This is a genomic window from Enterocloster alcoholdehydrogenati, from assembly GCF_013282095.1.
Lineage (GTDB): Bacteria > Bacillota > Clostridia > Lachnospirales > Lachnospiraceae > Enterocloster > Enterocloster alcoholdehydrogenati.
The window spans coordinates 364,026-386,722 of the sequence record NZ_BLTJ01000001.1 but is presented as its reverse complement, the minus strand read 5'-3'; the positions used below and the strand labels follow the sequence as shown (position 1 = coordinate 386,722).

21 protein-coding genes and 1 riboswitch are annotated in these 22,697 nt (G+C 50.9%); of the genes, 19 read left to right on the top strand and 2 right to left on the bottom strand.

Annotated elements, in window-relative coordinates; translation table 11 throughout:
• Positions 1 to 110 precede the first annotated feature (110 nt).
• From typA to HW447_RS01825, 11 genes are all read left to right on the top strand, one after another.
• Complete coding sequence (gene typA / locus HW447_RS01880; protein ID WP_176253615.1) at positions 111 to 1,940, top strand: translational GTPase TypA; 1,830 nt, start codon at positions 111 to 113, stop codon at positions 1,938 to 1,940.
• A 241-nt stretch (positions 1,941 to 2,181) separates the two neighbouring features.
• The gene (locus tag HW447_RS01875; RefSeq protein WP_176253614.1) at positions 2,182 to 2,811 is read left to right on the top strand and encodes a single-stranded DNA-binding protein; all 630 of its coding nucleotides are present in this window, start codon (positions 2,182 to 2,184) and stop codon (positions 2,809 to 2,811) included.
• Positions 2,812 to 2,956: 145 nt separating this feature from the next.
• On the top strand, positions 2,957 to 3,454 hold the full coding sequence (locus HW447_RS01870) for a cob(I)yrinic acid a,c-diamide adenosyltransferase (protein WP_176253613.1): 498 nt from the start codon (positions 2,957 to 2,959) through the stop codon (positions 3,452 to 3,454).
• A 45-nt stretch (positions 3,455 to 3,499) separates the two neighbouring features.
• Positions 3,500 to 3,674: riboswitch (Lysine riboswitch) on the top strand.
• Between the two features lie 151 nt (positions 3,675 to 3,825).
• A complete protein-coding gene (dapA, locus tag HW447_RS01860) occupies positions 3,826 to 4,713 on the top strand; it encodes a 4-hydroxy-tetrahydrodipicolinate synthase (RefSeq protein WP_176253611.1) in 888 nt (295 codons plus the stop codon).
• A 71-nt stretch (positions 4,714 to 4,784) separates the two neighbouring features.
• Positions 4,785 to 5,543 carry a 4-hydroxy-tetrahydrodipicolinate reductase gene (gene dapB / locus HW447_RS01855; RefSeq protein WP_176253610.1) on the top strand — a complete coding sequence of 253 codons (759 nt, stop codon included), beginning with the start codon at positions 4,785 to 4,787 and terminating at the stop codon, positions 5,541 to 5,543.
• A 161-nt stretch (positions 5,544 to 5,704) separates the two neighbouring features.
• Positions 5,705 to 6,052 carry a hypothetical protein gene (locus tag HW447_RS01850; protein WP_176253609.1) on the top strand — a complete coding sequence of 116 codons (348 nt, stop codon included), beginning with the start codon at positions 5,705 to 5,707 and terminating at the stop codon, positions 6,050 to 6,052.
• 141 nt (positions 6,053 to 6,193) lie between these two features.
• Positions 6,194 to 6,619 (top strand): hypothetical protein, encoded by a 426-nt coding sequence (locus HW447_RS01845; RefSeq protein WP_176253608.1) that lies wholly within the window; start codon positions 6,194 to 6,196, stop codon positions 6,617 to 6,619.
• 191 nt (positions 6,620 to 6,810) lie between these two features.
• The gene (purF, locus tag HW447_RS01840; protein ID WP_176253607.1) at positions 6,811 to 8,259 is read left to right on the top strand and encodes an amidophosphoribosyltransferase; all 1,449 of its coding nucleotides are present in this window, start codon (positions 6,811 to 6,813) and stop codon (positions 8,257 to 8,259) included.
• 65 nt (positions 8,260 to 8,324) lie between these two features.
• A complete protein-coding gene (gene purB, locus HW447_RS01835; protein ID WP_176253606.1) occupies positions 8,325 to 9,761 on the top strand; it encodes an adenylosuccinate lyase in 1,437 nt (478 codons plus the stop codon).
• Positions 9,762 to 9,966: 205 nt separating this feature from the next.
• A complete protein-coding gene (locus tag HW447_RS01830; RefSeq protein ID WP_176253605.1) occupies positions 9,967 to 10,875 on the top strand; it encodes a LysR family transcriptional regulator in 909 nt (302 codons plus the stop codon).
• A gap of 228 nt (positions 10,876 to 11,103) precedes the next feature.
• Positions 11,104 to 12,381, top strand: a complete 1,278-nt coding sequence (locus HW447_RS01825; protein ID WP_176253604.1) for an adenylosuccinate synthase — start codon at positions 11,104 to 11,106, stop codon at positions 12,379 to 12,381.
• Between the two features lie 77 nt (positions 12,382 to 12,458).
• Here the strand turns inward: HW447_RS01825 and HW447_RS01820 are convergent, their stop codons facing one another.
• Positions 12,459 to 12,665, bottom strand: a complete 207-nt coding sequence (locus HW447_RS01820) for a hypothetical protein (RefSeq protein WP_176253603.1) — start codon at positions 12,663 to 12,665, stop codon at positions 12,459 to 12,461.
• On the bottom strand, positions 12,662 to 14,596 hold the full coding sequence (gene abc-f, locus HW447_RS01815) for a ribosomal protection-like ABC-F family protein (RefSeq protein ID WP_176253602.1): 1,935 nt from the start codon (positions 14,594 to 14,596) through the stop codon (positions 12,662 to 12,664). Before abc-f ends, HW447_RS01820 begins: the two co-directional genes overlap by 4 nt.
• A gap of 159 nt (positions 14,597 to 14,755) precedes the next feature.
• On the opposite strand from abc-f, the gene HW447_RS01810 reads away from it, so the two are divergent.
• The 8 genes from HW447_RS01810 to hflC all read left to right on the top strand — a co-directional run bounded on the left by HW447_RS01810 (position 14,756) and on the right by hflC (position 22,570).
• On the top strand, positions 14,756 to 15,415 hold the full coding sequence (locus HW447_RS01810) for a redox-sensing transcriptional repressor Rex (protein WP_176253601.1): 660 nt from the start codon (positions 14,756 to 14,758) through the stop codon (positions 15,413 to 15,415).
• Position 15,416: 1 nt separating this feature from the next.
• Positions 15,417 to 15,806 carry a holo-ACP synthase gene (gene acpS, locus HW447_RS01805; RefSeq protein WP_176253600.1) on the top strand — a complete coding sequence of 130 codons (390 nt, stop codon included), beginning with the start codon at positions 15,417 to 15,419 and terminating at the stop codon, positions 15,804 to 15,806.
• Positions 15,803 to 17,461: an NAD(P)H-hydrate dehydratase gene (locus HW447_RS01800; protein WP_176253599.1), complete on the top strand. Its 1,659-nt coding sequence runs from the start codon at positions 15,803 to 15,805 to the stop codon at positions 17,459 to 17,461. The genes acpS and HW447_RS01800 overlap by 4 nt, the downstream gene beginning before the upstream one ends.
• Positions 17,458 to 18,648 carry an alanine racemase gene (gene alr, locus HW447_RS01795; protein WP_176253598.1) on the top strand — a complete coding sequence of 397 codons (1,191 nt, stop codon included), beginning with the start codon at positions 17,458 to 17,460 and terminating at the stop codon, positions 18,646 to 18,648. The genes HW447_RS01800 and alr overlap by 4 nt, the downstream gene beginning before the upstream one ends.
• A gap of 83 nt (positions 18,649 to 18,731) precedes the next feature.
• Complete coding sequence (locus HW447_RS01790) at positions 18,732 to 19,115, top strand: type II toxin-antitoxin system PemK/MazF family toxin (RefSeq protein ID WP_176253597.1); 384 nt, start codon at positions 18,732 to 18,734, stop codon at positions 19,113 to 19,115.
• Entirely contained in the window at positions 19,112 to 20,491 is a 1,380-nt protein-coding gene (locus HW447_RS01785; RefSeq protein ID WP_176253596.1) for an MATE family efflux transporter, read from the top strand. Before HW447_RS01790 ends, HW447_RS01785 begins: the two co-directional genes overlap by 4 nt.
• Before the next feature lie 103 nt (positions 20,492 to 20,594).
• Positions 20,595 to 21,707 carry an FtsH protease activity modulator HflK gene (hflK, locus tag HW447_RS01780; protein ID WP_176253595.1) on the top strand — a complete coding sequence of 371 codons (1,113 nt, stop codon included), beginning with the start codon at positions 20,595 to 20,597 and terminating at the stop codon, positions 21,705 to 21,707.
• A complete protein-coding gene (hflC, locus tag HW447_RS01775; protein WP_176253594.1) occupies positions 21,704 to 22,570 on the top strand; it encodes a protease modulator HflC in 867 nt (288 codons plus the stop codon). Before hflK ends, hflC begins: the two co-directional genes overlap by 4 nt.
• The last annotated feature ends 127 nt before the right edge of the window (positions 22,571 to 22,697 follow it).

Here is a 22,697-nt window from a genome sequence, read left to right as displayed (position 1 = left end):
CGGGATGATTTTGCGGGATTTGGGTCTTGCAATCTTAAGATACCAATGCTATACTATAAAACCGTGGCTTAGACTATGAGTTTTTTATATATAAAGGAAGAAGAATCACTATGAAGATGAAGAGAGACGACGTAAGAAATATTGCCATCATCGCTCACGTAGACCATGGCAAGACTACTCTGGTGGATCAGCTGTTAAAGCAGAGCGGCGTATTCCGCGCCAACCAGGAGGTTCAGGAGCGCGTGATGGACTCCAACGATATTGAACGTGAGCGCGGAATTACTATTTTATCAAAGAATACAGCCGTATTTTATAAAGACACAAAGATCAATATTATCGATACGCCAGGCCATGCGGACTTCGGCGGCGAGGTAGAGCGTGTGCTTAAAATGGTGAACGGCGTAGTTCTGGTGGTGGATGCCTATGAAGGCCCCATGCCTCAGACCAAATTTGTTCTTCAGAAGGCTCTGGAACTGAATCTGTCCGTGATCGTCTGCATCAACAAGATCGACCGCCCGGAGGCCCGCCCGGAGGAAGTGATTGATGAGACCTTGGAGCTTATGATGGATCTGGATGCCTCGGATGAGCAGCTGGACTGCCCGTTTATCTTTGCCTCCGCAAGAGGGGGATTTGCCAAGTACAATGTGGAAGATCCTGAAGTGGACATGAGTCCCCTGTTTGAGACGATCATTAACCATATTCCGGCTCCGGAGGGCGACCCCGACGCAGATACCCAGGTGCTTATCAGTACCATTGACTACAATGAATTTGTCGGCCGTATCGGTATCGGAAAGATCGACAACGGAGGTCTCAGGGTAAATCAGGAGTGCGTGCTGCTGAACCACCACGATCCCGATAAGTTTAAGAAGATCAAGATCGGCAAGCTCTATGAGTTTGACGGTTTAAAGCGTGTGGAGGTTCAGGAAGCTGGGATCGGCTCCATCGTGGCAATCTCCGGTATTGCAGATATCCACATCGGAGATACCATCTGCTCCCCTCAGAACCCGGAGGCCATTCCCTTCCAGAAGATCTCAGAGCCTACGATTGCTATGTATTTTATGGTAAATGACAGTCCTCTGGCCGGACAGGAAGGAAAATACATCACCTCCCGCCACTTAAGAGACCGTCTGTTCCGCGAACTTAATACAGACGTCAGCCTCCGGGTGGAGGAGACGGATTCCGCAGACTGCTTTAAGGTTTCCGGCCGCGGCGAGCTCCATCTGTCGGTTCTGATCGAAAATATGCGTCGTGAGGGCTACGAATTTGCAGTCAGCAAGGCAGAGGTTCTCTACCACTATGATGAGCGCAGCCACAAGCTGGAGCCTATGGAGTTAGCGTATATTGATGTTCCTGAGGAGTACACCGGCGTGGTGATCCAGAAACTGACAGCTAGAAAAGGCGCCCTTCAGGGAATGAGCCAGGCGGCAGGCGGATATTCCAGACTGGAATTTTCCATTCCTTCCAGAGGTCTGATCGGCTACCGCGGTGATTTCATGACCGATACGAAGGGAAATGGCATTTTAAACACCATTTTTGACGGCTATGCGGAGTATAAGGGTGATCTTTCCTACCGCCCCACAGGCTCTCTGATCGCTTTTGAGGCAGGAGAGGCTATTACCTACGGCCTGTTCAACGCACAGGAGAGAGGAACGCTCTTTATCGGACCCGGCGTTAAAGTTTACTCCGGCATGGTAGTGGGACAGAGCCCCAAGGCAGAGGATATCGAGATCAATGTCTGCAAGACGAAGAAGCTGACTAACACACGTTCCTCCAGTGCAGATGAGGCTTTAAAGCTGACCCCGCCAAAGGTCATGAGCTTAGAGCAGTCCCTGGACTTTATTGATACCGACGAGCTTCTGGAGGTGACCCCTGAAAGCCTGCGTATCCGCAAGAAGATTCTGGATCCGCTGCAGAGAAAGAGAGCTTCCTTCAGAAAATAATCTATGTATTTCGTTTCCTCGGCATATTTCCTGGTTATACCAGCCAATATGCCGGGGATTTTGCCTTATTTCTCCGTTTTGCGCCAAAGTATGACAGAATACTGCGGGGGTGTCGAATATGTGCGATGACTTCCCCTTTGTTTTCCTTCTTTTTATGGTTATAATTGCATAGACTGGTTATGTGCATACGGAATGGTTTATGACCAACCGGGTGAAATTGGAAAAGAAGAGGAGAAGTACAATGGCAGAAAAAGTGATTGAAAACAATAAGGTGAGCGTGATCGGTGAGATCATATCAGAGTTCTCATTCAGCCACGAGGTATTCGGCGAAGGGTTTTACATGGCAGAGCTGTCAGTAAACCGGCTCAGCGAACAGGCAGATGTGATTCCGCTTATGGTGTCAGAACGGCTGATTGACGTTCACAGGGATCTTCGGGGGAGTACCATTGAGGCCATCGGCCAGTTCCGTTCCTATAACCGTCACGAGGGCGTAAAGAACCGTCTGATGCTGTCGGTCTTTGCAAGGGAGATCCGGTTTCTGGAGGAATTTACGGACTATACCAGAACCAACCAGATCTTTTTGGACGGATACATCTGCAAGCCGCCAATCTACCGCAAGACGCCTCTGGGCAGAGAGATTGCGGATCTTTTGCTGGCAGTGAACCGGCCTTACGGCAAATCAGATTACATACCCTGCATCAGCTGGGGGAGAAATGCCCGCTTTGCATCCGGCTTTACCGTGGGGGAGCGCGTCCGCATCTGGGGAAGGGTTCAGAGCCGGGAGTACACGAAGAAACTCAGCGAGACCGAGTGCGAAAAAAGAGTGGCCTATGAGGTGTCCATCAGTAAGCTGGAGCAGGACGCAGAGTAGGCAAAATGTATTTCCTCTTACGATTTTCTTACGGAAAATATAAGAAATATTTGCATTATTTCTTAAACTGTGCTAGAGTGTGTTTGAAAATCCATTTTCCAGACACACATAAAGGGCGTGTCCGGAAGGCAGTATGAGGTGCAGAATGATGAAAGACAGTATGATACAGGTGATCTGCGGGCCGGGCAAAGGGAAAACAGCCAGCGCTCTTGGAAGAGGGGTCAGCGCTCTGATCCGCGGAAAAAACGTGATCATGGTCCAGTTTTTAAAGGGCTCCATGGATTCCGACAATATGGAGGTTCTCAAAAGGCTGGAGCCGGAATTTAAGCTGTTTCGCTTTGAAAAGTCTCCCATGGTTTTTGACCGGCTTTCTGACGAGGAAAAGGAGGAAGCGAGGATCAATATCAGGAACGGACTGAACTTTTCCAAAAAGGTTCTGGTAACCGGGGAATGTGATATTCTGATCCTGGATGAGATTCTGGGGATCCTGGATGAGGGGATTATCACCCTGGAGGAGCTGTGTGCTCTGATTACCCAGGCCAGACAGTCAGAAGCGGAGCTGATCATGACAGGGACGGTTTATCCGGCTGCTCTGGACGAGTGGGTGGATGAGGTGACAAAGCTTCAGACGCGTTTTGAGTAAGATCCCTGTTGACATCTATTTTTAATAATGATAGTATATGAATATGAACAGAGTAGAGGTTGCGCCGATCAGGAGTACCGGTTCAGATGTGGCAGGCACAGACGATGGTCCGGGAAAGGGAAAGGTGCCGAAGAGGCGGTCAGTCCTGCGGGATCGTTTCTGGGCGCAGGATGAAGAATCCTGTGACTGTCATCCGGGTGGATGGAGAGCTACCAGAAGATATGGATCCGCTTACCGGCGGTATTGTATGGAAGGGCTGAACATTTACCTCAGCCCTTCTTTTTCGTCAACGCTTAATAAAAGGAGGCATATGTACACTTTGTTTATTTCCCGAATATAAATGATATTATGTGAAAAAGGAGAAGATAACTATGGCTGTTTTTGAAGGAGCTGGCGTTGCACTGATTACGCCTTTTAAGGAAAATGGAGAAGTAAATTATGATAAGCTGGAGGAACTGGTAGAGGAGCAGATCGCAGGAGGCACAGACGCGATCATCGCCTGCGGAACCACCGGTGAAGCTTCCACCATGACCCACGAGGAGCATCTGGATGTGATTGGATTTATCTGTGATGTGACGAAAAAGAGAATTCCTGTGGTGGCGGGTACCGGCTCTAATTGTACAGAGACTGCCGTTTTCCTGTCACAGGAGGCAGAAAAGAGAGGAGCCGACGGTATTTTAGTCGTTTCCCCCTATTATAACAAGGCAACGCAAAAGGGATTAAAAGCCCATTTTACCACAGTGGCTGACGCGGTGACCATTCCCATGATTCTCTACAACATTCCTGGACGGACCGGCGTCAACATCCAGCCGGATACCATTGCGTCTCTGTGCCGTGAGGTGGAAAATATTGTAGGCGTAAAGGAGGCCACCGGCAATTTCTCCGGGATCGCCCAGCTGATGAATCTGACCGACGGAGCCTGTGATGTATATTCGGGAAATGACGATCAGATTGTGCCGCTATTATCCCTGGGCGGAAAGGGAGTGATCTCGGTTCTTTCCAATGTAGCGCCCAGACAGGCCCATGAGATCTGCGCCTCCTATTTTGCAGGAGATGTGAAGCAAAGCGCCAGGCTGCAGCTTGAGGCCATTCCACTGATCAATGCGCTGTTTTGCGAGGTAAACCCGATTCCGGTAAAGGCCGCCATGAACCTTATGGGAAAAGAGGCAGGCCCGCTCAGGATGCCTCTGACGGAGATGGAACCGGAGCATCAGGCGATCCTTGAAAAGGCTATGAAGGACTACGGTATTCTGGCGTAGGATCTGCCTCTTACAGGTGTGTAAAGCCTGGCTGCAAATGAGAATCAGTGAAAGAAAGGATACCACAGAAAATGATCAATATTATCATGCACGGCTGCAACGGAGCCATGGGACAGGTAATTTCTGCCATGGCAGAGGAGATGGACGGAGTTCGGATCGTGGCAGGGATCGACCTGAACACGGAACTAAAATATGGATATCCGGTATATGCGTCATTGGAGGAGTGTCGGGAAACGGCTGACGTAGTGGTGGATTTTGCTTCGGCCAAGGCAGCAGACGGCCTGCTGGACTACTGTCTGGCAAAGAAACTTCCTCTGGTGCTGTGCACCACAGGTCTTTTGGAGGAACAGTTAAAGCGGGTGGAGGAAGCCGGCGCCAGGATCCCGCTGCTGCGTTCCGCAAATATGTCTCTGGGCGTGAACCTGCTTTTAAAATTAGTCCAGGATGCGGCAAAAGTGCTTGCTGCGTCCGGCTTTGATATGGAGATTGTGGAAAAACACCATAATCAGAAAAAGGATGCGCCCAGCGGAACGGCGTTAGCCATGGCAGAGGCTGCAAATGAAGCCATGGGCGGAGCGTATCATTTTGTTACCGACCGCAGCAGCATCCATGAAAAACGGGACGTCAGAGAGATTGGAATCAGCTCGGTACGGGGCGGCTCCATCGTGGGAGAGCACGACATGATATTTGCTGGAAAGGATGAGGTAGTGACCATAAGCCACACAGCTTATTCCAAGGCTATTTTTGCAAAAGGAGCTTTGGAGGCGGCAAAGTTTCTGGCAGGAAAAGAACCGGGCCGTTATACCATGGCGGATGTGGTGGGACTGTAATCCGGGGAATAGAAATCTTTCATAAGAACCATACTAAGTGTATCTGAAAATCCTGTTCAGATACACTTTTTTTGGATCGGGCCGCGCGGCAGCCGGCCGATTCATTAACCGGAGCCGCGAACTTCATTTTTGCGGCTCAGAGCATGAAAGGAGAATGTATGATGAAAAAAATCAGACCTGTTATGATGTTTCTTCTGGCAGCGGTTCTTATGGCTTCGCTGACGGCCTGCGGGAGCAGAAACTCAGGAGAGCCCTCGGCATCTTCCGCAGTTCCTGGAACCTCGGCAAACGGAACCGAAGGAGGGATGGCGGAGAGCGGAATGGCCGGAACCTCCGCCGGCGAGAGGGAAACAGCCGGTACTCTGGATAACAGAACAGAGCCGGATACCACCCATGAAGGCGTGATGAAGGGAATTGCAGATGATGTGAAAAACGGCGTAAATGACATAAAAGAAGATGTGAAGGATATGACGGAGCCGATGACCACCACCGGTGCGACAAACCGCTAAATACTATGATGAATACAGCCCTTATTTTCCAGAACAACGGATCTGCCTTCGGAAAATGAGGGCTGTTTTTTGTACAGGAATACTTGCGGGAAGGGAAAAAAGTGTCTATAATGCAGTCAGGAGTGCGTGGGAAAGGAGCCCATGAAGGAAAAGAAACGAAAGAAATATTTAAAGAGACGGCGAAGGAAGGCGGTGAAACAGTGGAGGCACTTAAGGCGCAGGAAACAAAAGAGCATCCGGCGCAACCGGCCAGGGAAAAAATGGAAAAGCAGATATCAATCTGTTCTTTTAAGCGTTCTGGTCCTCGTTTTGTGCACCGGGGCGGCGGATCAGGCAGATTTTGAGAAGAGATGGCGTGCGTTTGGCGGGTGGAACCAGGAATGGTTTGAGAAATGGGGCTGGCTGGGAGAGGGGATGATCTGTATTCAGCCGATTAACAGGACGGGCAGAGAAAAAGGGGAAGCTTCAGAACGGGTGGAAGAAGGAGTGTCCCTGTTTTTAAGAGAGGGCCGTCTTGTATTTTTCCGTATCCGTCAGAAGCCTTCCAAAGAGGAGACGTTTCAATGATTAGAGGCCTCCCTGGGGATTCATTAGCAATTTTAATGACAGCAATTCTTGTATTCAAAAAAAGTTTGTATTATAATTTCTTCTGAAACAATGCCCTTTTATAGCGGCAGCTTATAACACCGGCGGATCAGGCGTGTGTTTCCCTGTCCGCGGCTGGTAAAAGACCCACAAGATAAGAAAGGAAGATCCGTATGAACCAGAATCTCATGGACTTTGGTATTGGGGAGGAAAAACTGCGCGAAGAGTGCGGAGTTTTCGGGATCTATGATTTTGAGGGGAATGATGTGGCATCAACAATCTACTACGGGCTTTTTGCCCTGCAGCACAGGGGACAGGAAAGCTGCGGCATCGCAGTCAGCGATACCGACGGACCCAAGGGAAAGGTAAGTGTCCACAAGGGGATGGGCCTGTGCAACGAAGTATTTACACCAGAGGTTTTAGAGCAGCTTCATGGCAACATCGGGGTGGGCCATGTGAGATACTCCACAGCAGGGAGCAGCACCAGGGAAAATGCCCAGCCGCTGGTTCTTAACTATGTAAAAGGCACTCTGGGACTGGCCCACAATGGAAATCTGGTAAACGCGCCCAAGCTGCGCCATGAACTGGAATATACCGGGGCTATTTTCCAGACCACCATTGATTCGGAGGTCATTGCCTATCATATCGCACGGGCCAGAGTTCAGGTGCCTACGGTAGAGGAGGCGGTGGCGGCCGCCATGAAGAAACTGGAGGGCGCTTATTCTCTGGTAATCATGAGCCCCAGGAAGCTGATCGGAGCAAGGGATCCCTTTGGATTTAAGCCCCTTTGCATCGGAAAGCGGGATAAGGCCTACATACTGGCTTCGGAGACCTGCGCACTGGAAACCATCGGCGCAGAATTTGTCCGGGATGTGGAGCCAGGAGAGATCGTTACCATCACAAAGGATGGGATTGCGTCCAATCGGGAAATGTGCTTAAAGGATCCTTTAAAAGAGGCCAGATGTATTTTTGAGTATATCTATTTTGCAAGGCCGGACAGTGTTTTTGACGGGGTGAGCGTATATCACGCAAGGATCCAGGCGGGCCGCTTTCTGGCAATGGATTCGCCGGTGGAGGCGGATCTGGTGGTGGGAGTTCCTGAGTCGGGCAATGCGGCGGCTCTGGGATATGCCATGGAATCCGGCATTTCCTATGGAACGGCATTTGTAAAAAATTCCTATGTAGGCCGAACCTTTATTAAGCCCAAGCAGAGCAGCAGGGAGTCGGCGGTGCGGATCAAGTTAAATGTGCTCAAAGAGGCGGTGGATGGAAAACGTGTGATTATGATTGATGATTCCATTGTCCGCGGCACCACCAGCGCCCTGATCGTGGGTATGCTGCGGGATGCGGGAGCCAGGGAGGTTCATGTGCGCATCAGCGCTCCGCCGTTTCTGCATCCCTGTTATTTTGGGACAGATATCCCGACGGAGGATCAGCTGATTGCCCACGGACGGACGGTAGAGGAGATCCGGCAGATCATCGGGGCAGACAGTCTTTCTTTCCTGGGACAGGACCGCCTGGCGGCCATGGCGGGAGGACGCCCCATCTGCGCTGCCTGCTTTGACGGAAAATACCCCATTGAGCCGCCTTCCGAGGACATCCGCGGAGCCTACGAAAAATAAGCTTTAAAAGCTGTATGGGACATGGTATACTAATGATATAAAAACAAAGATATGGAGGATTAGACATGAGTGATCATGATAAGTATGTAAGCCCGCTTTCTGAGCGTTACGCCAGTAAGGAGATGCAGTATATCTTCTCTCCGGATATGAAATTTAAGACCTGGAGACGGCTGTGGATTGCCCTGGCTGAGACAGAAAAGGAGCTGGGACTGGGCATCACTCAGGAACAGATCGATGAGCTGAAGGCCCATGCGGATGAGATCAACTACGATGTGGCGAAGGCCCGGGAAAAAGAGGTGCGCCATGATGTCATGAGCCATGTATACGCATACGGCGTGCAGTGTCCTGGGGCTAAGGGGATCATCCATCTGGGAGCAACCTCCTGCTATGTGGGAGACAACACGGATGTGATCATTATGACCGAGGCGTTAAAATTAGTCCGCAGAAAGGTTCTGAATGTGCTGGCAGAACTGGCAAAGTTTGCAGATGCCCACAAGGATCAGCCGACTCTGGCGTTTACCCATTTCCAGCCGGCCCAGCCTACTACCGTAGGAAAGAGAGCCGCTCTCTGGATGATGGAGTTAAAGCTGGATCTGGATGATCTGGATTATCTGATCGGCTCCATGCGCCTTCTTGGATCAAAGGGAACTACCGGTACGCAGGCCAGCTTTTTAGAGCTCTTTGACGGCGACCATGAGCGCTGCCGCAGACTGGATCAGCAGATTGCTGAGAAGATGGGCTTTGAGGGCTGCTATCCCGTGTCCGGCCAGACCTATTCCAGAAAGGTGGACAGCCGGGTGCTTGGCGTACTGGCTGGCATTGCCCAGAGCGCTCATAAATTCTCCAACGATATCCGTCTGCTGCAGCATTTAAAAGAGGTGGAAGAACCATTTGAAAAACATCAGATCGGTTCCTCAGCCATGGCATACAAGAGAAATCCCATGCGCAGCGAGCGCATTGCGTCCCTGGCAAACTACGTGATGAGCGATATGATGAATCCCATGCTGGTGGCGTCGACCCAGTGGTTTGAGCGTACTCTGGATGATTCGGCCAACAAGCGCCTTTCTATTCCTGAAGGCTTTCTTGCGGTAGACGGTATTCTGGATCTGTATTTGAATGTAGTGGACGGCCTGGTAGTGTATCCAAAGGTAATTGAGAAACATCTGATGGCAGAACTTCCTTTTATGGCTACGGAAAATATCATGATGGATGCCGTAAAGGCAGGAGGAGACCGACAGGAACTGCATGAACGTATCCGTCAGCTGTCCATGGAGGCTGGAAAGAACGTAAAGGAAAACGGCGGAGAGAATAATCTTCTGGAACTGATCGCGGCTGACAGTGCCTTTGGCTTATCCCTGGAGGAGCTTAAAAAGGCCATGGAGCCTTCACGGTATGTGGGACGTGCACCTGAACAGGTAGAGGAATTTTTAAACGAAGTGATCCGTCCCGTGCTTGAGGCGAATAAAGAGGTTCTTGGCATGACTGCTGAGATCAGCGTGTAAAATATGCGCGGAAGGTTTCAGAGTCTGCAAAAACGGTCGGCTGCCCTGTGTAAGGGTGGACGGCCGTTTTTTTCTGCTCTGCGGATCTGAAGCAGCCGACAGCAGGTTTTGACAAAAGGGGGATGGGTATGGTACAGTATCTGTATCAAACGGCGGCCTGCTCACTTTAAAGGATGAGGCTGCACATAGAAAGGCCTGAAAACCCATGAATATCAATCTGGAATACTATAAAGTGTTCTATTATGTATGCCTGGAGGGGAGTCTTACGGCAGCGGCCCAGAAGCTGTGCATCTCTCAGCCGGCAGTCAGCCAGGCAGTGCGCCAGCTGGAAAAGGAGGCGGGAGCCCGGCTTTTTTTCAGAACCTCCAAGGGCGTACAGCTGACGAGAGAGGGAGAGCTGCTGTTTCGCTATGTAAAAGTGGGCGTGGAGCAGCTTTTAGAGGGCGGACGGATGTTAAAGAGGATGCTGGATATGGATATGGGAGAGGTGCGCATCGGAGCCAGCGATATGACGCTGCAGTTCTTTTTGCTTCCGTTTCTGGAGCAGTTCCACAGGCAATACCCAAAGATCAAGGTAACAGTGACCAATGCCCCTACGCCGGAAACCATTCGAAGTCTGGAAGAGGGAAAAATCGACTTTGGTGTGGTGACTACCCCGTTTTCCTGCAAGAGCGGTATCCAAAAAACGCTGGTAAAGCCCATCCGTAATGTATTCATTGCCGGAAACAGCTTTGAGCAGCTGAAGGGGAGGCCTCTGAATTACAGCGCCCTCTGCGGTCTGCCCTGTATTTTTCTGGAGAAAAACACCAGCACCCGCGCGTTTATGGATGGGTTTCTTTTGGAAAAGGGGATTGAATTAAAGCCGGAGTTTGAACTTGCCACCAGCGATATGATTGTCCAGTTTGCCCGGCGGAATATGGGAATCGGCTGTGTGATGGAGGAATTTGCCGGAGAGGCTATGGAGCGGGGGGAGGTATTTAAACTGACCTTTCATGAGAAGATGCCGCTGCGCCATATCTGCGTTGTCACCGGGGAATCAGGACTGATTTCCATGGCGGGAAGAAGTCTTTTGGCTCTTTTGACAGAAGAAGCAAAGGAGAGGAAAGAAACATAAGGCTCGCTTATGCCATACATAATAAATAATCGCTTTACTTATGCCGGAACTTGTAGTAGAGTAGAAAAGGACAGGGCAGGTCTGTTTGACTGCCATATCCCGTAAGAGAGTACCGAGAGAGGCGTCATAAAAGCCGTTTTCGGGCACAAAGGAACGAAACAGAGAGAACCCGCAGGCCAAAGGCGGGACATTACAAATGGGGTAATAGCCCCAAGGAGGATTTAACGTATGGTTAGAGCGATCGTAGGTGCTAACTGGGGAGACGAGGGAAAAGGCAAGATCACAGATATGCTGGCCAAGGAGTCTGACATTATCATCCGTTTCCAGGGCGGCAGCAATGCAGGACACACCATTATCAATGATTATGGCAAATTTGCCCTTCATCTTCTGCCTTCCGGCGTATTCTATCAGCACACTACCAGCATCATCGGAAACGGCGTAGCATTAAATATCCCTTATCTGGTAAAGGAGATCCAGTCCCTGGTAGACAGAGGGGTGCCAAAGCCGCACATCCTGGTTTCTGACAGAGCGCAGATTCTGATGCCTTACCATGTACTGTTTGATACCTATGAGGAGGCGCGTCTGGCAGGAAAGTCCTTTGGCTCCACCAAGTCAGGCATCGCCCCATTCTATTCCGATAAATACGCAAAGATCGGTTTTCAGGTAAGCGAACTTTTTGATGAGGAGCTGCTGAAGGAGAAATGTGAGAGAGTATGCGAGATCAAGAATGTACTCTTAGAGCATCTGTACCATAAGCCGCTCCTGGATCCCAAGGAGCTTTTTGAGGAACTGACAGGCTACCGCGATATGATCGCGCCCTATGTATGCGATGTTTCTTCTTATCTGCACAATGCCATCAAAGAGGGAAAGAATATCCTGTTAGAAGGGCAGTTAGGCTCATTAAAGGATCCGGATCATGGTATTTATCCTATGGTTACATCTTCCTCTACACTGGCAGCCTACGGCGCCATCGGAGCAGGCATTGCGCCTTATGAGATCAAGAATATCACGACTGTTGTAAAGGCATACTCCAGTGCAGTGGGAGCAGGCGCTTTTGTCAGTGAGATCTTCGGAGATGAGGCAGATGAATTAAGACGCCGCGGCGGTGACGGTGGCGAGTACGGTGCTACCACAGGACGCCCAAGAAGAGTGGGCTGGTTTGACGCAGTAGCTACCAGATACGGCTGCCGTATTCAGGGAACCACTGAGGTTGCCTTCACGGTATTAGATGTACTGGGCTATCTGGATGAGATTCCTGTATGCATCGGCTATGAGATTGACGGCGAAGTTACAAGGGAATTCCCCACGACCGCAAAGCTGGAGAAGGCAAAGCCCGTTCTTACCAGACTTCCAGGCTGGAAGTGTGATATCCGCGGCATCAAGAAGTACGAGGATCTTCCAGAGAACTGCCGTAAGTACATTGAGTTTGTTGAGAAGGAGATCGAAGCTCCTATTACCATGGTTTCCAATGGCCCAGGACGTGAGGATATCATTCTCAGAAAATAACAGTCTGCGCCGTATAAAAGGCGAAACAGAAGAACCCCAGACAACGGATCGAAGGCTCCGTATGTCTGGGGTTCTTTTTAACTGTCATCACTTTTGTCCTCCGGCCGCAGCACTCTTGCCATCAGGTTCATGGCATAAAAGAGTACGGAGAGAAATAAGATGGAGAAGATCACAGCCATCAGTATATTGGCCGGAGCTCCCGCAATGGCCAGGATAAAGGCGGCAAGCACGAGGCCGGCTAAGACCACTGCGCCGAAAATGGCAAGGATACGTTTCAGTTTCATTCTTCTGCCAGCGCCTCCCACGCTTCGTAGAGTTCTTCCAGCTTCTGACTGATGGATTCCTTTTCTTTGTTCAGTTCCATCAGACGCGCCACATCTGTATAGACCGTTTCCTGGGCCAGAAGCTCATTGATCTCGCTGTCTCTGCTTTCCAGCTGATGAATGGCTTCTTCTGTCTTTTTTAATTCATTCTGGCGTTTGCGTATTCTGGCCTGCTCCTCCTTCTGAGCTTTCCAGTCCAGCTTGGCGCCGGCATCGGATATGGCCGCTTCTGAGACAGGGGGAAAGGAGGCTTTGTTTGGAGAAACAGAGAAGAACGCCGCCTCTACCACATCCTTTTTTTCCAGGTAATAATCGTAATTTCCAATGTAATTTACAAAAGCCTGTCCCGTCAGATCCAGGATCCGGGTGGCCGTGCGGTTGATAAAGTAACGGTCGTGGGACACGTACAGCACGGTTCCTGTATACCGGTTTAGGGCACTTTCCAAAATCTCCTTGGAGGTGATGTCCAGATGATTCGTAGGCTCATCCAGCAGCAGGAAATTGGCGTCAGAAAGCATGAGCTTTGCAAGGGATACGCGGCCCCGTTCGCCGCCGCTTAAATCACGGATCAGCTTAAATACATCATCTCCGGTAAAGAGAAAGGAGGCCAGCGTATTGCGGATCTGGGTATTGTTCATATGGGGGTAGGTATCCTGGATCTCCTGAAACAAAGTCTTGTCCATGTGAAGAACCTGATGCTCCTGATCGTAATAGCCAATATGGACCTTGGAACCTAAGCGGATCTCGCCGCTGTCTGCGGGGATCAGGCCGTTGATGATTTTCAGGAGGGTGGTCTTTCCGGTGCCGTTGTTGCCGATGATTGCGATCCGCTCTCCGCGCTTGATCTCAAAATTGCCGTCTGTAAACAGAGGACGGGCGTCAAAGGCTTTGCTCAGGCCGGTAACGGTGAGGACATCATTCCCGCTGACTACGTCCGGCTCCAGGCGGATATCCATGGAATCGTTTACCTCTGCCGGCTTTTCCAGCCGCTCGATCTTATCCAGCATCTTTTCCCGGCTCTCGGCGCGGCGGATGGATTTTTCCCGGTTAAAGGATTTTAACTTGGCAATGACCGCCTCCTGATGGCGGATCTCCTGCTGCTGGTTTAGGTAGGCCCGGATCTGGGCGTCCCGGAGCATGGCCTTTTTGTCGCTGTAGGCAGAATAATTGCCCGAAAATACGGTGGCTGTTCCGTTGTCCAGTTCAATGACCTTGGTTACTACACGGTCCAGAAAATACCGGTCATGTGCTACGATAATTACGCTGCCGGGGTAGCCTTTTAAATAGGTTTCCAGCCACGCGATGGACTCCATATCCAGGTGGTTGGTGGGCTCGTCCAACAGAAGGATATCCGGCTTTGTAAGAAGAAGCTTGCCTAAGGATACCCGTGTTTTCTGGCCGCCGGAGAGCGCGTGGATGGGTTTGGAAAATTCTTCCTCTGAAAAGCCCAGGCCCTTTAATACGCCGGTAATCTCACTGCGGCAGGCATAGCCGTTTTCCAGTTCAAAGGTGTGGTTTAAGCGGCTGTATTCAGAAAGCCTGGACTCTAATTCCTCCCCGGAGGCGGTATTCATCTCAAGCTCCAGGCGGCGCAGACGTTCCTCCATCTCCAGAATGGGACGTTTTACCTCTAAAAGGGTGTCGTATATGGTTTCAGTCCCATCCAGGTCCTGATGCTGGGCCAGATAGCCGACAGCTGCGCCCTTGGCCCATGTTACCGTGCCTTCATCCGGCGCCAGCTGGCCGATGATGATTTTTAAAAGGGTGGACTTGCCGGCTCCGTTGATGCCTACGATGGCGGCTTTTTCGTGTTCTTCTATATGAAAAGAGACCCGTTTGAGGATGTGATTGTCCCCAAAGGACCTGCTGATACTGCTGCATGAGAGGATCATTTGTAAAACTCCTTTAAGAAAATATATAAACAATACCCTCAGTATAATATAGGACTATATTTTTTTCAAGAACATCCTGAAAAGTGATTTGACATTTTTTTAACGTCCGCTTATAATAGAAAGCATTAGACTGAATGAACAAAGAGAGGGTGGCACAGGATGGAACGCAAGGAAATATCGAAAGCGGTGATTTCAAGACTGCCCCGCTATTACCGCTATCTGGGAGAACTGATCGAAGAGGGAGTGGAGCGCATTTCCTCCAATGAGCTGAGCAACCGTATGAAGGTGACAGCTTCCCAGATCCGTCAGGATCTGAACAACTTCGGCGGTTTTGGACAGCAGGGTTATGGATACAACGTGAAGTATCTTTATTCCGAGATTGCAAAGATTCTGGGGATTGATCAGCAGCATAACCTGATCATCATCGGGGCGGGCAATCTGGGACAGGCCATTGCTAATTATACGAATTTTGAGCGCAGGGGCTTTGTGATTAAGGGGATGTTTGATATCAATCCCAAGCTGATCGGTCTGGTGATCCGCGGCATTGAGATCCGCTCGGTGGATGATCTGGAAGGCTTTATTAAGGAGCAGGAGATCCAGATCGCTGCGCTTACCATACCAAAGACGAAAGCGGCGGAGATCGCAGACCGCCTGGTAAATGCAGGAATCAAGGCAATCTGGAACTTTGCCCATACAGATCTGGTCGTGCCGGAGGATGTGGTGGTGGAGAATGTCCATCTGTCGGAGAGCCTGATGCGGCTGTCGTACCGGGTGTGCAGTATGCAGGATCATGACAAAAAGAAGGAACGCGGTAAGTAAGATGATACTGGGAGTTGGAACCGATCTGATTGAGATAAAGCGCATGGAGAAGGCCTGCAGCCAGGGCCGCTTCGTGTCGCGTGTGTTTACAGAGACGGAAAGCCGGCAAGCGAAGGGGTCTGCCTCTAAGCTGGCCGGCTCTTTTGCTGTAAAGGAAGCGGTGGCCAAGGTGCTTGGAACCGGTTTTCGCAGCTTTATGCCAGGGGATATCGAGGTTTTGAGAGACAGCCTTGGAAAGCCCTATGTGAACCTTTATGGAGGTGCACAAAAACGGTTTGAGGAAATGGGACTGACGCAGATACAGGTATCCATTTCCAACACGGCTGATTTTGCCATGGCGTTTGCGGTGGGTGAGGGAGAGCCGCCCGCCAGAAAGGAGAATGGAGAATGAAAACTCTTTTATCAGGCAGAAAAATGAAGGCAGCCGACGCTTATGCCATCGAACAGATCGGGATTCCCTCTGTAGTGTTGATGGAGCGGGCGGCTCTTGCGGTGGCTCTCCGGGCAGAAAAGGCGGCTGATGCATTTGGCCCGGGTTGTCATATCTGGGCTCTTTGCGGTGCGGGAAATAACGGGGCGGACGGAGTGGCTGCGGCCCGGATGCTGCATTTAAAGGGCTATAGGACAACGATTTTTATGGCCGGCAGGGAAGAAAAGGGGACGCAGGAGTTACAGCTCCAGCTGTCCATCGCCCGAAGGCTTGGGATATCTGTGAAAACGTGGGAACGGATGAAAGAGGAGCCGGGAGGCTGTCAGGTGCTGCTGGACGGACTGTTCGGTGTGGGACTGAGCCGGGAGATCGAAGGAGAGTATAAGCGCTGCATGGAATTGGCGGGGGAGATTCTGACGGGGAAGAACGGGATCCAGGAAGGGCCGTCATCCGAATCGGTTCCCCAGGGCACTGGTATATATGGGAAATATCCCACCACGTCCTCAAAGCCCTGGTGCATTGCCATTGATATCCCTTCCGGTATTCACTCCGGCACAGGAGCTGTTATGGAAATTGCCCTTCAGGCCGATGAGACTGTAACCTTTGGATGGGAAAAAATGGGAACCGCTGTCTATCCCGGCAGATCCTTTGCAGGAACCGTCACGGTGGCAGATATTGGCTTTCCCAAGGAGGCCCTGCAGGCCGAACCGGAGGAAGAGGAGCCTATTTCCATTGCCTATGCCTGTGAGAAGGCGGATCTGATGCGGGTGCCGGAGCGGAAGGCCTATTCCAACAAGGGCACTTTTGGCCGTGTCCTCATTGCCGCCGGCTCTAAAAATATGAGCGGGGCCGCGTATCTCAGCGCTCTGGGCGCTTACCGAAGCGGGGCGGGTCTTGTAAAGATCCTGACTGTGGAGGAAAACCGGGCTGTTTTACAGACGCTTCTGCCGGAGGCCATCATCGCTTCCTATACGCCGGAGCAGCTGTTGGGCGGCCGGGAAGATTTTAAGGAAATGATTGAGGAACAGATGAAGTGGGCCGATGTGGTGGTGCTGGGGCCGGGGCTTGGAAATGAACCTTATGTGGAATATCTGGTGGAGGACATTCTCACAAGCGCCTTTGTGCCGGTGATCATTGACGCGGACGGTTTAAATACCATTGCGTCTCACCCGTACCTTACTTCTTACTATACGGAAAATATTGTCATTACGCCTCATCTGGGCGAGATGGCGCGACTGACGGGACAGAAGACAGAAGAGATCCAGGCGGATCTTTTCGGGGCGGCCTTTTCCTATGCTACTCACTATGGCATTACCTGCGTGTTAAAGGACGCGGCCACGGTAACGGCAGGCCGTGAGGGCGCATTATACATCAATACCAGCGGAACCAGCGCCATGGCTAAAGCCGGTTCAGGAGATGTGCTTACAGGCATACTGGCAGGTCTGATGGCCCTGGGCTTAGAGGAGGAAGAGGCGGCTTATCTGGGCGTTTATATTCACGGGCTGGCTGGGGAGGAAGTTTCTAAAAACGGGCTCCACAGTCTCCTGGCCACAGAGCTTGCCAAAGCGGCAGGAACCGTTATGGCCGGGACCAAAGGAGGAAACAAGACAGAATGAGACCTTATAACAGAGTTTACGCAACGGTGGATTTAGACGCCGTTGTTTCTAATATGAAATCCATGCGGGAGGCGCTTCCCGCAACCACAGGCATTATGGGGGTCGTAAAGGCGGACGGATACGGTCATGGGGCTGTTCCGGTGGCACGGGCCATGGATCCGTATGTGGAGGGATATGCGGTATCAAACATTGACGAGGGCATCAGCCTGCGCCGCCATGGTATAAAAAAGCCGATTCTGATTCTGGGAGTGACCCACAGCCAGCGGTTTGAGGACCTTCTGCGGTACGACATCCAACCGGCGATGTTTCGTCTGAAGGAGGCAAAAGAATTGTCAGAACTGGCTGCAGAGCAGGGTAAAAAAGCAAAGATCCATCTGGCGCTGGATACGGGAATGAGCCGGATCGGGATGCAGCCGGATAGGGAGAGCGCAAAGGAAGCGGCGCAGATGGCTGCGCTTTACGGAATAGAGCTTGAAGGCCTTTTTACCCATTTTGCAAGGGCGGATGAAGCGGATAAATCCTTTTACCAGACGCAGTTTGAGAGATATCAGGAGTTTTTGAGCTATCTGAAGGAATACGGGGTTACGATTCCTGTACGTCACTGCTCCAACAGCGCGGGCATTGTGGAAAATCTGGACTCTAATCAGATGGATATGGTTCGGGCGGGCATCTGCATCTATGGTCTGTATCCTTCTGACGAGGTGGACAGAAACCGGGTGAAGCTTACGCCGGCCATGGAGATCAAGAGCTTTATCACCTATATCAAGGAGATTGCTCCGGGAACGCCGGTAAGTTATGGAAGTACCTTTGTATCAGAACACGCCATGCGGGTGGCGACGATCCCGACCGGATATGCGGACGGCTATAACCGCGGCCTTTCCAACCGGGGATCTGTGCTGATTCGGGGAAAGCGTGCCAAGATTCTGGGACGGATCTGCATGGATCAGTTTATGGTGGATGTGACGGATATCCCGGAAGCAGAGGAGGATGATGAGGTGACTCTCATTGGGAAAGACGGAGAGGATGAGATTACGGTAGAGGAGATGGCCGCCTGCTTTGGAGGCTTCCACTATGAGATCATCTGCGATATTGGAAAGAGAGTGCCGAGAGTCTATATCCAGAATGGAAGAATCGCAGGCACCAAGGATTATTTTAACGACGTATATGAAGGTTTTGAATACCAGTAAGCGTATTTAGAACAGACAGACTTGCTCACTCAGCGCCCCGGCATCATATGGTAACAGTAAAGGAGAAGCGGGAGGAAGGGGCTTTGGTCATCAGACGGGGAGATATCTACTATGCAGATCTGCGTCCGGTCGTGGGATCTGAACAGGGAGGCGTACGCCCGGTGCTGGTCATTCAAAATGACGTAGGCAACCGCCACAGCCCTACAGTGATCTGCGCTGCCATCACCTCCCGGATGAATAAGGCAAAGCTTCCTACTCATGTAGAACTGGACGCAGGGAAATGGAACCTGTCCAGAGACTCGGTGATCCTACTGGAGCAGGTGCGCACCATTGATAAGCAGCGGCTTCGAGATAAGATCTGCCATATCGACGGAGAAGTGCTGCGCCGGGTCAATGAAGCCTTGATGATAAGCCTGGAGCTGACGCGGCAGGAAACGGTAAGAAGAAGGGATGGAAAAGAAACATGAGACAACTGATCACCTGTACGAAGGAGATGCTTCGCGACAGGCGTTTTTTAAAGAAGGCACTGATGATTGCCTGCCCGGTGGCCCTCCAGGGGATGTTAAATACAGTAGTAAATATGGTGGATACTCTGATGATCGGAGGGTTGGGATCCAGCGCTATCGCCGCCGTGGGACTGGCAAATAAATACTTTTTTGTATTCAATCTGCTGGTCTTTGGAATTGTCAGCGGAGCGGGTATCCTGGCAGCCCAGTTCTGGGGGAACGGCGATGTAAAGAGTATACGAAAGGTCCTTGGCCTGTCGGTTCTTCTGGCGGCCGCAGGGGCTTTTGTTTTTGTGCTGCCGGGCTTTTTGTGGCCCCATCATGTGATGCGGATTTTTACTACCAGTGAAAGCAGTATAGAGCTGGGGGTAAAGTATCTTCGCATAGCGGTGCTGACCTACCCTTTTATCGCGTTGACAAATGTGTATGTTGCCATGCTGCGGGCAGTGAACCGGGTGGTTTACCCTGTGGCCTGCAGCTGTATCGCCATTGCTGTCAATGTGGCCTTAAATTATGTGCTGATCTTTGGCAAATTCGGCGCGCCTGAAATGGGGGTAGCAGGAGCGGCCTGTGCGACCCTCATCGCCAGATGCATCGAGGTAAGCCTGATTCTTTTGTATGTATATGGAAAGAGGCTTCCGCTGGCCTGCGGCTTTAAGGGGCTTTTTGGCTGGAAAGGAGACTTTATCCGGCGCTTTCTTGGAACCTCTGCCCCTGTGATCGCAAATGAATTTATGTGGGGTCTGGGAACGACGTTATATTCCCTGGCTTATGGCCGTATGGGAGATGACGCCGTGGCGGCTATCACCATCGCAACCACCATTCAGGATATCTTTGTCGTCCTCTTCCAGGGGCTCAGCGCCGCAACAGCTGTAATCCTTGGAAATGAGCTTGGCGCAGGAAAGCTTAAGCGGGCGGAAAAATATGCTACCCAGTTTTTTATTTTACAGTTTATGGTAACCATGGCTGCGGATCTCCTGATGGTAGCAGGGAGGTGGAAGATCATCGGAATCTATACCATTACGCCGGAGGTAGCGATGGATATAAATCTGTGCCTTCTGGTGTTTGCCCTTTATATGCCCGCAAAAATGTTTAATTATGTAAATGTGGTGGGCGTCCTAAGAAGCGGCGGCGATACGAAGATGTGCCTGTTTCTGGATACCAGCGGCGTATGGCTGTTTGGTGTGCCGCTGGCCTTTTTGGGTGCTCTTGTGTGGAAACTTCCCATTTATCTGGTCTATGCGCTGGTGCTGTTTGAAGAGGTCTATAAGATGGTTCTGGGATACTGGCGGTACCGTCAGAAGAAATGGCTGAGAAATCTTACGTCGGAAGGGTAATCTGCAATCATTTCCGTTGAAAGACAGGTGGTTGTCTGCTATAATTCTGTTTAACAGGGGGGTAAACAGGCGGCTTGTCACAAGCAGATAAGGAGGAGGTTGCATGAGACAAAACCCGTTGGGGAAGAATCCAAACTTTAAGGAGTTAAGCCGATGGCTGAATAGGCAGAAAAAAACGGCTGAAAGCGCAAAGAAACAGGAGGAGGATCCGGGGCCGGAGCGCTTTGATTCGGAGGGAAATCCGGTCAGAAGGAAGAAAAAAAGGTTTTTTGGAAAGGGAAAAAAGGCGGTGCTTGCTGCGGCAGTGCTGGTGGTTTTGGCGTCAAACTGCTACTACATTCTGGATGAGGAGAATTACGCGGTCGTAACGACCCTGGGAAGTGCCCAGGCAGTATCCCAGGCAGGGCTTCATTTAAAAATTCCATTTATCCAGAGCGTCCGCAAGGTTTCCAAGGGGATCAAGGGAATGCCCATCGGCTATGACCCCGGCACAGGGGAGAGCGATGAGGCAGAGTCGATTATGATTACAAAGGATTTTAACTTTGTGAATACGGATTTTTATCTGGAATATATGGTAAATGATCCGGTGAAGTATCTGTACGCTTCATCGGATCCTGTTAATACCCTTAAGATGCTGGCCCAGTCCTATATCAGGGATACGGTGGGAACCCACAGCGTGGATGACGTAATTACTACCGGAAAATCAGAAATCCAGTCGGAGATCAAGGAAAAACTGACGAACCGGATGATGGAGGAGGACATCGGACTGTCGGTGGTAAATATCACCATCCAGGATGCGTTTCCTCCTACCACAGAGGTGTTAAACGCCTTTAAGAACGTGGAAAACGCCAAGCAGGGCAAGGAGACGGCTATCAACAATGCCAATAAGGACCGAAATGAGAAGATCCCTCAGGCTGAAGCGGAGTGCGATCAGATCATAAAGGATGCGGAAGCGGAACGAGAGGCCAGGATCAATGAGGCTCAGGGCCAGGTATCCCGTTTTGAGCAGATGTATGCGGAATATACCAAGTATCCTCTGATTACCAGACAGCGTATGTTCTATGAGACCATGGAGGAGCTGCTGCCTCAGATGAAGGTCTATATCGTAGATGAAAACGGAACTCAGAAGCTGCTTCCCCTGGACAGCTTTGCGGCTGCCATGGAGCAGGAGAAACAGGGGGATGGTTCCGGCAGCTCCAAGGAGGTGGCACAATGAAAAAAAGAAATTTGACAGCGTGTCTGGGAGCTGCTGCGTCCGTGATCCTGTTAGGCGCTTCTCTTGTAGTGACCTATCCCAACGAATATAAGATGATCCGTCAGTTTGGAGAGATCGTCCGGGTGGTGGAGACGCCGGGAGTCAGTTTTAAGATTCCCTTTCTTCAGACAGGGACATCGATCCCCAGGGCTCTTCAGATCTACGATATCCCGCAGTCCGATGTGATCACAAAGGATAAAAAGACCATGATCGCAGATGCGTTCGTGCTGTGGGAGATTTCAGACCCCGTGCTGTTTACAAGACATTTAAACGGTCAGATCGCTCAGGCGCAGTCCCGGATTTCTGCGTCCGTTTTCTCCTCCATGAAGTCTGTAATTTCCAATATGGATCAGGCGGAGATCATAGAAAACCGGGATGGAAAGCTGGCGCTTGATATACGTTCCAATATCGGGGATTCCTTAGACGGCTATGGGATCCGTGTGATGGCAGTGGAGACAAAGTCTCTGGATATGCCGGATGACAACAAGCAGTCCGTCTATGACCGGATGATCTCTGAGCGCAACAATATTGCGGCCTCCTATACGGCTCAGGGAAATTCCTCGGCCCAGAAGATTAAAAATGACACGACAAAAGAGGTATCTGTGATGAAGTCCAAGGCGGCTGCTGAAGCAGAGCGGATCCGCGCGGAGGGAGAAGCCCAGTATATGCAGATCTTATCCGGGGCCTACAACGATGCCAGCAAGGCGGATTTCTATAACTTTGTCCGCTCCCTGGATGCAGCCAAGACCTCTTTAAAGAGCGGGAACAATACCCTGATCCTGGATAAGACGTCGCCTATCGCACAGATCTTTTACGGTTACTGATTACATCGGACAATAAAGGGGTACCAGCAGGCATGAAACATTTTATACATACAGATTCTGCCCTCTGCCTCCTGTTCTGCTTTGCAGAGCAGGGGATGGTGGCGGCATCTACCTGGGTGATGATCCA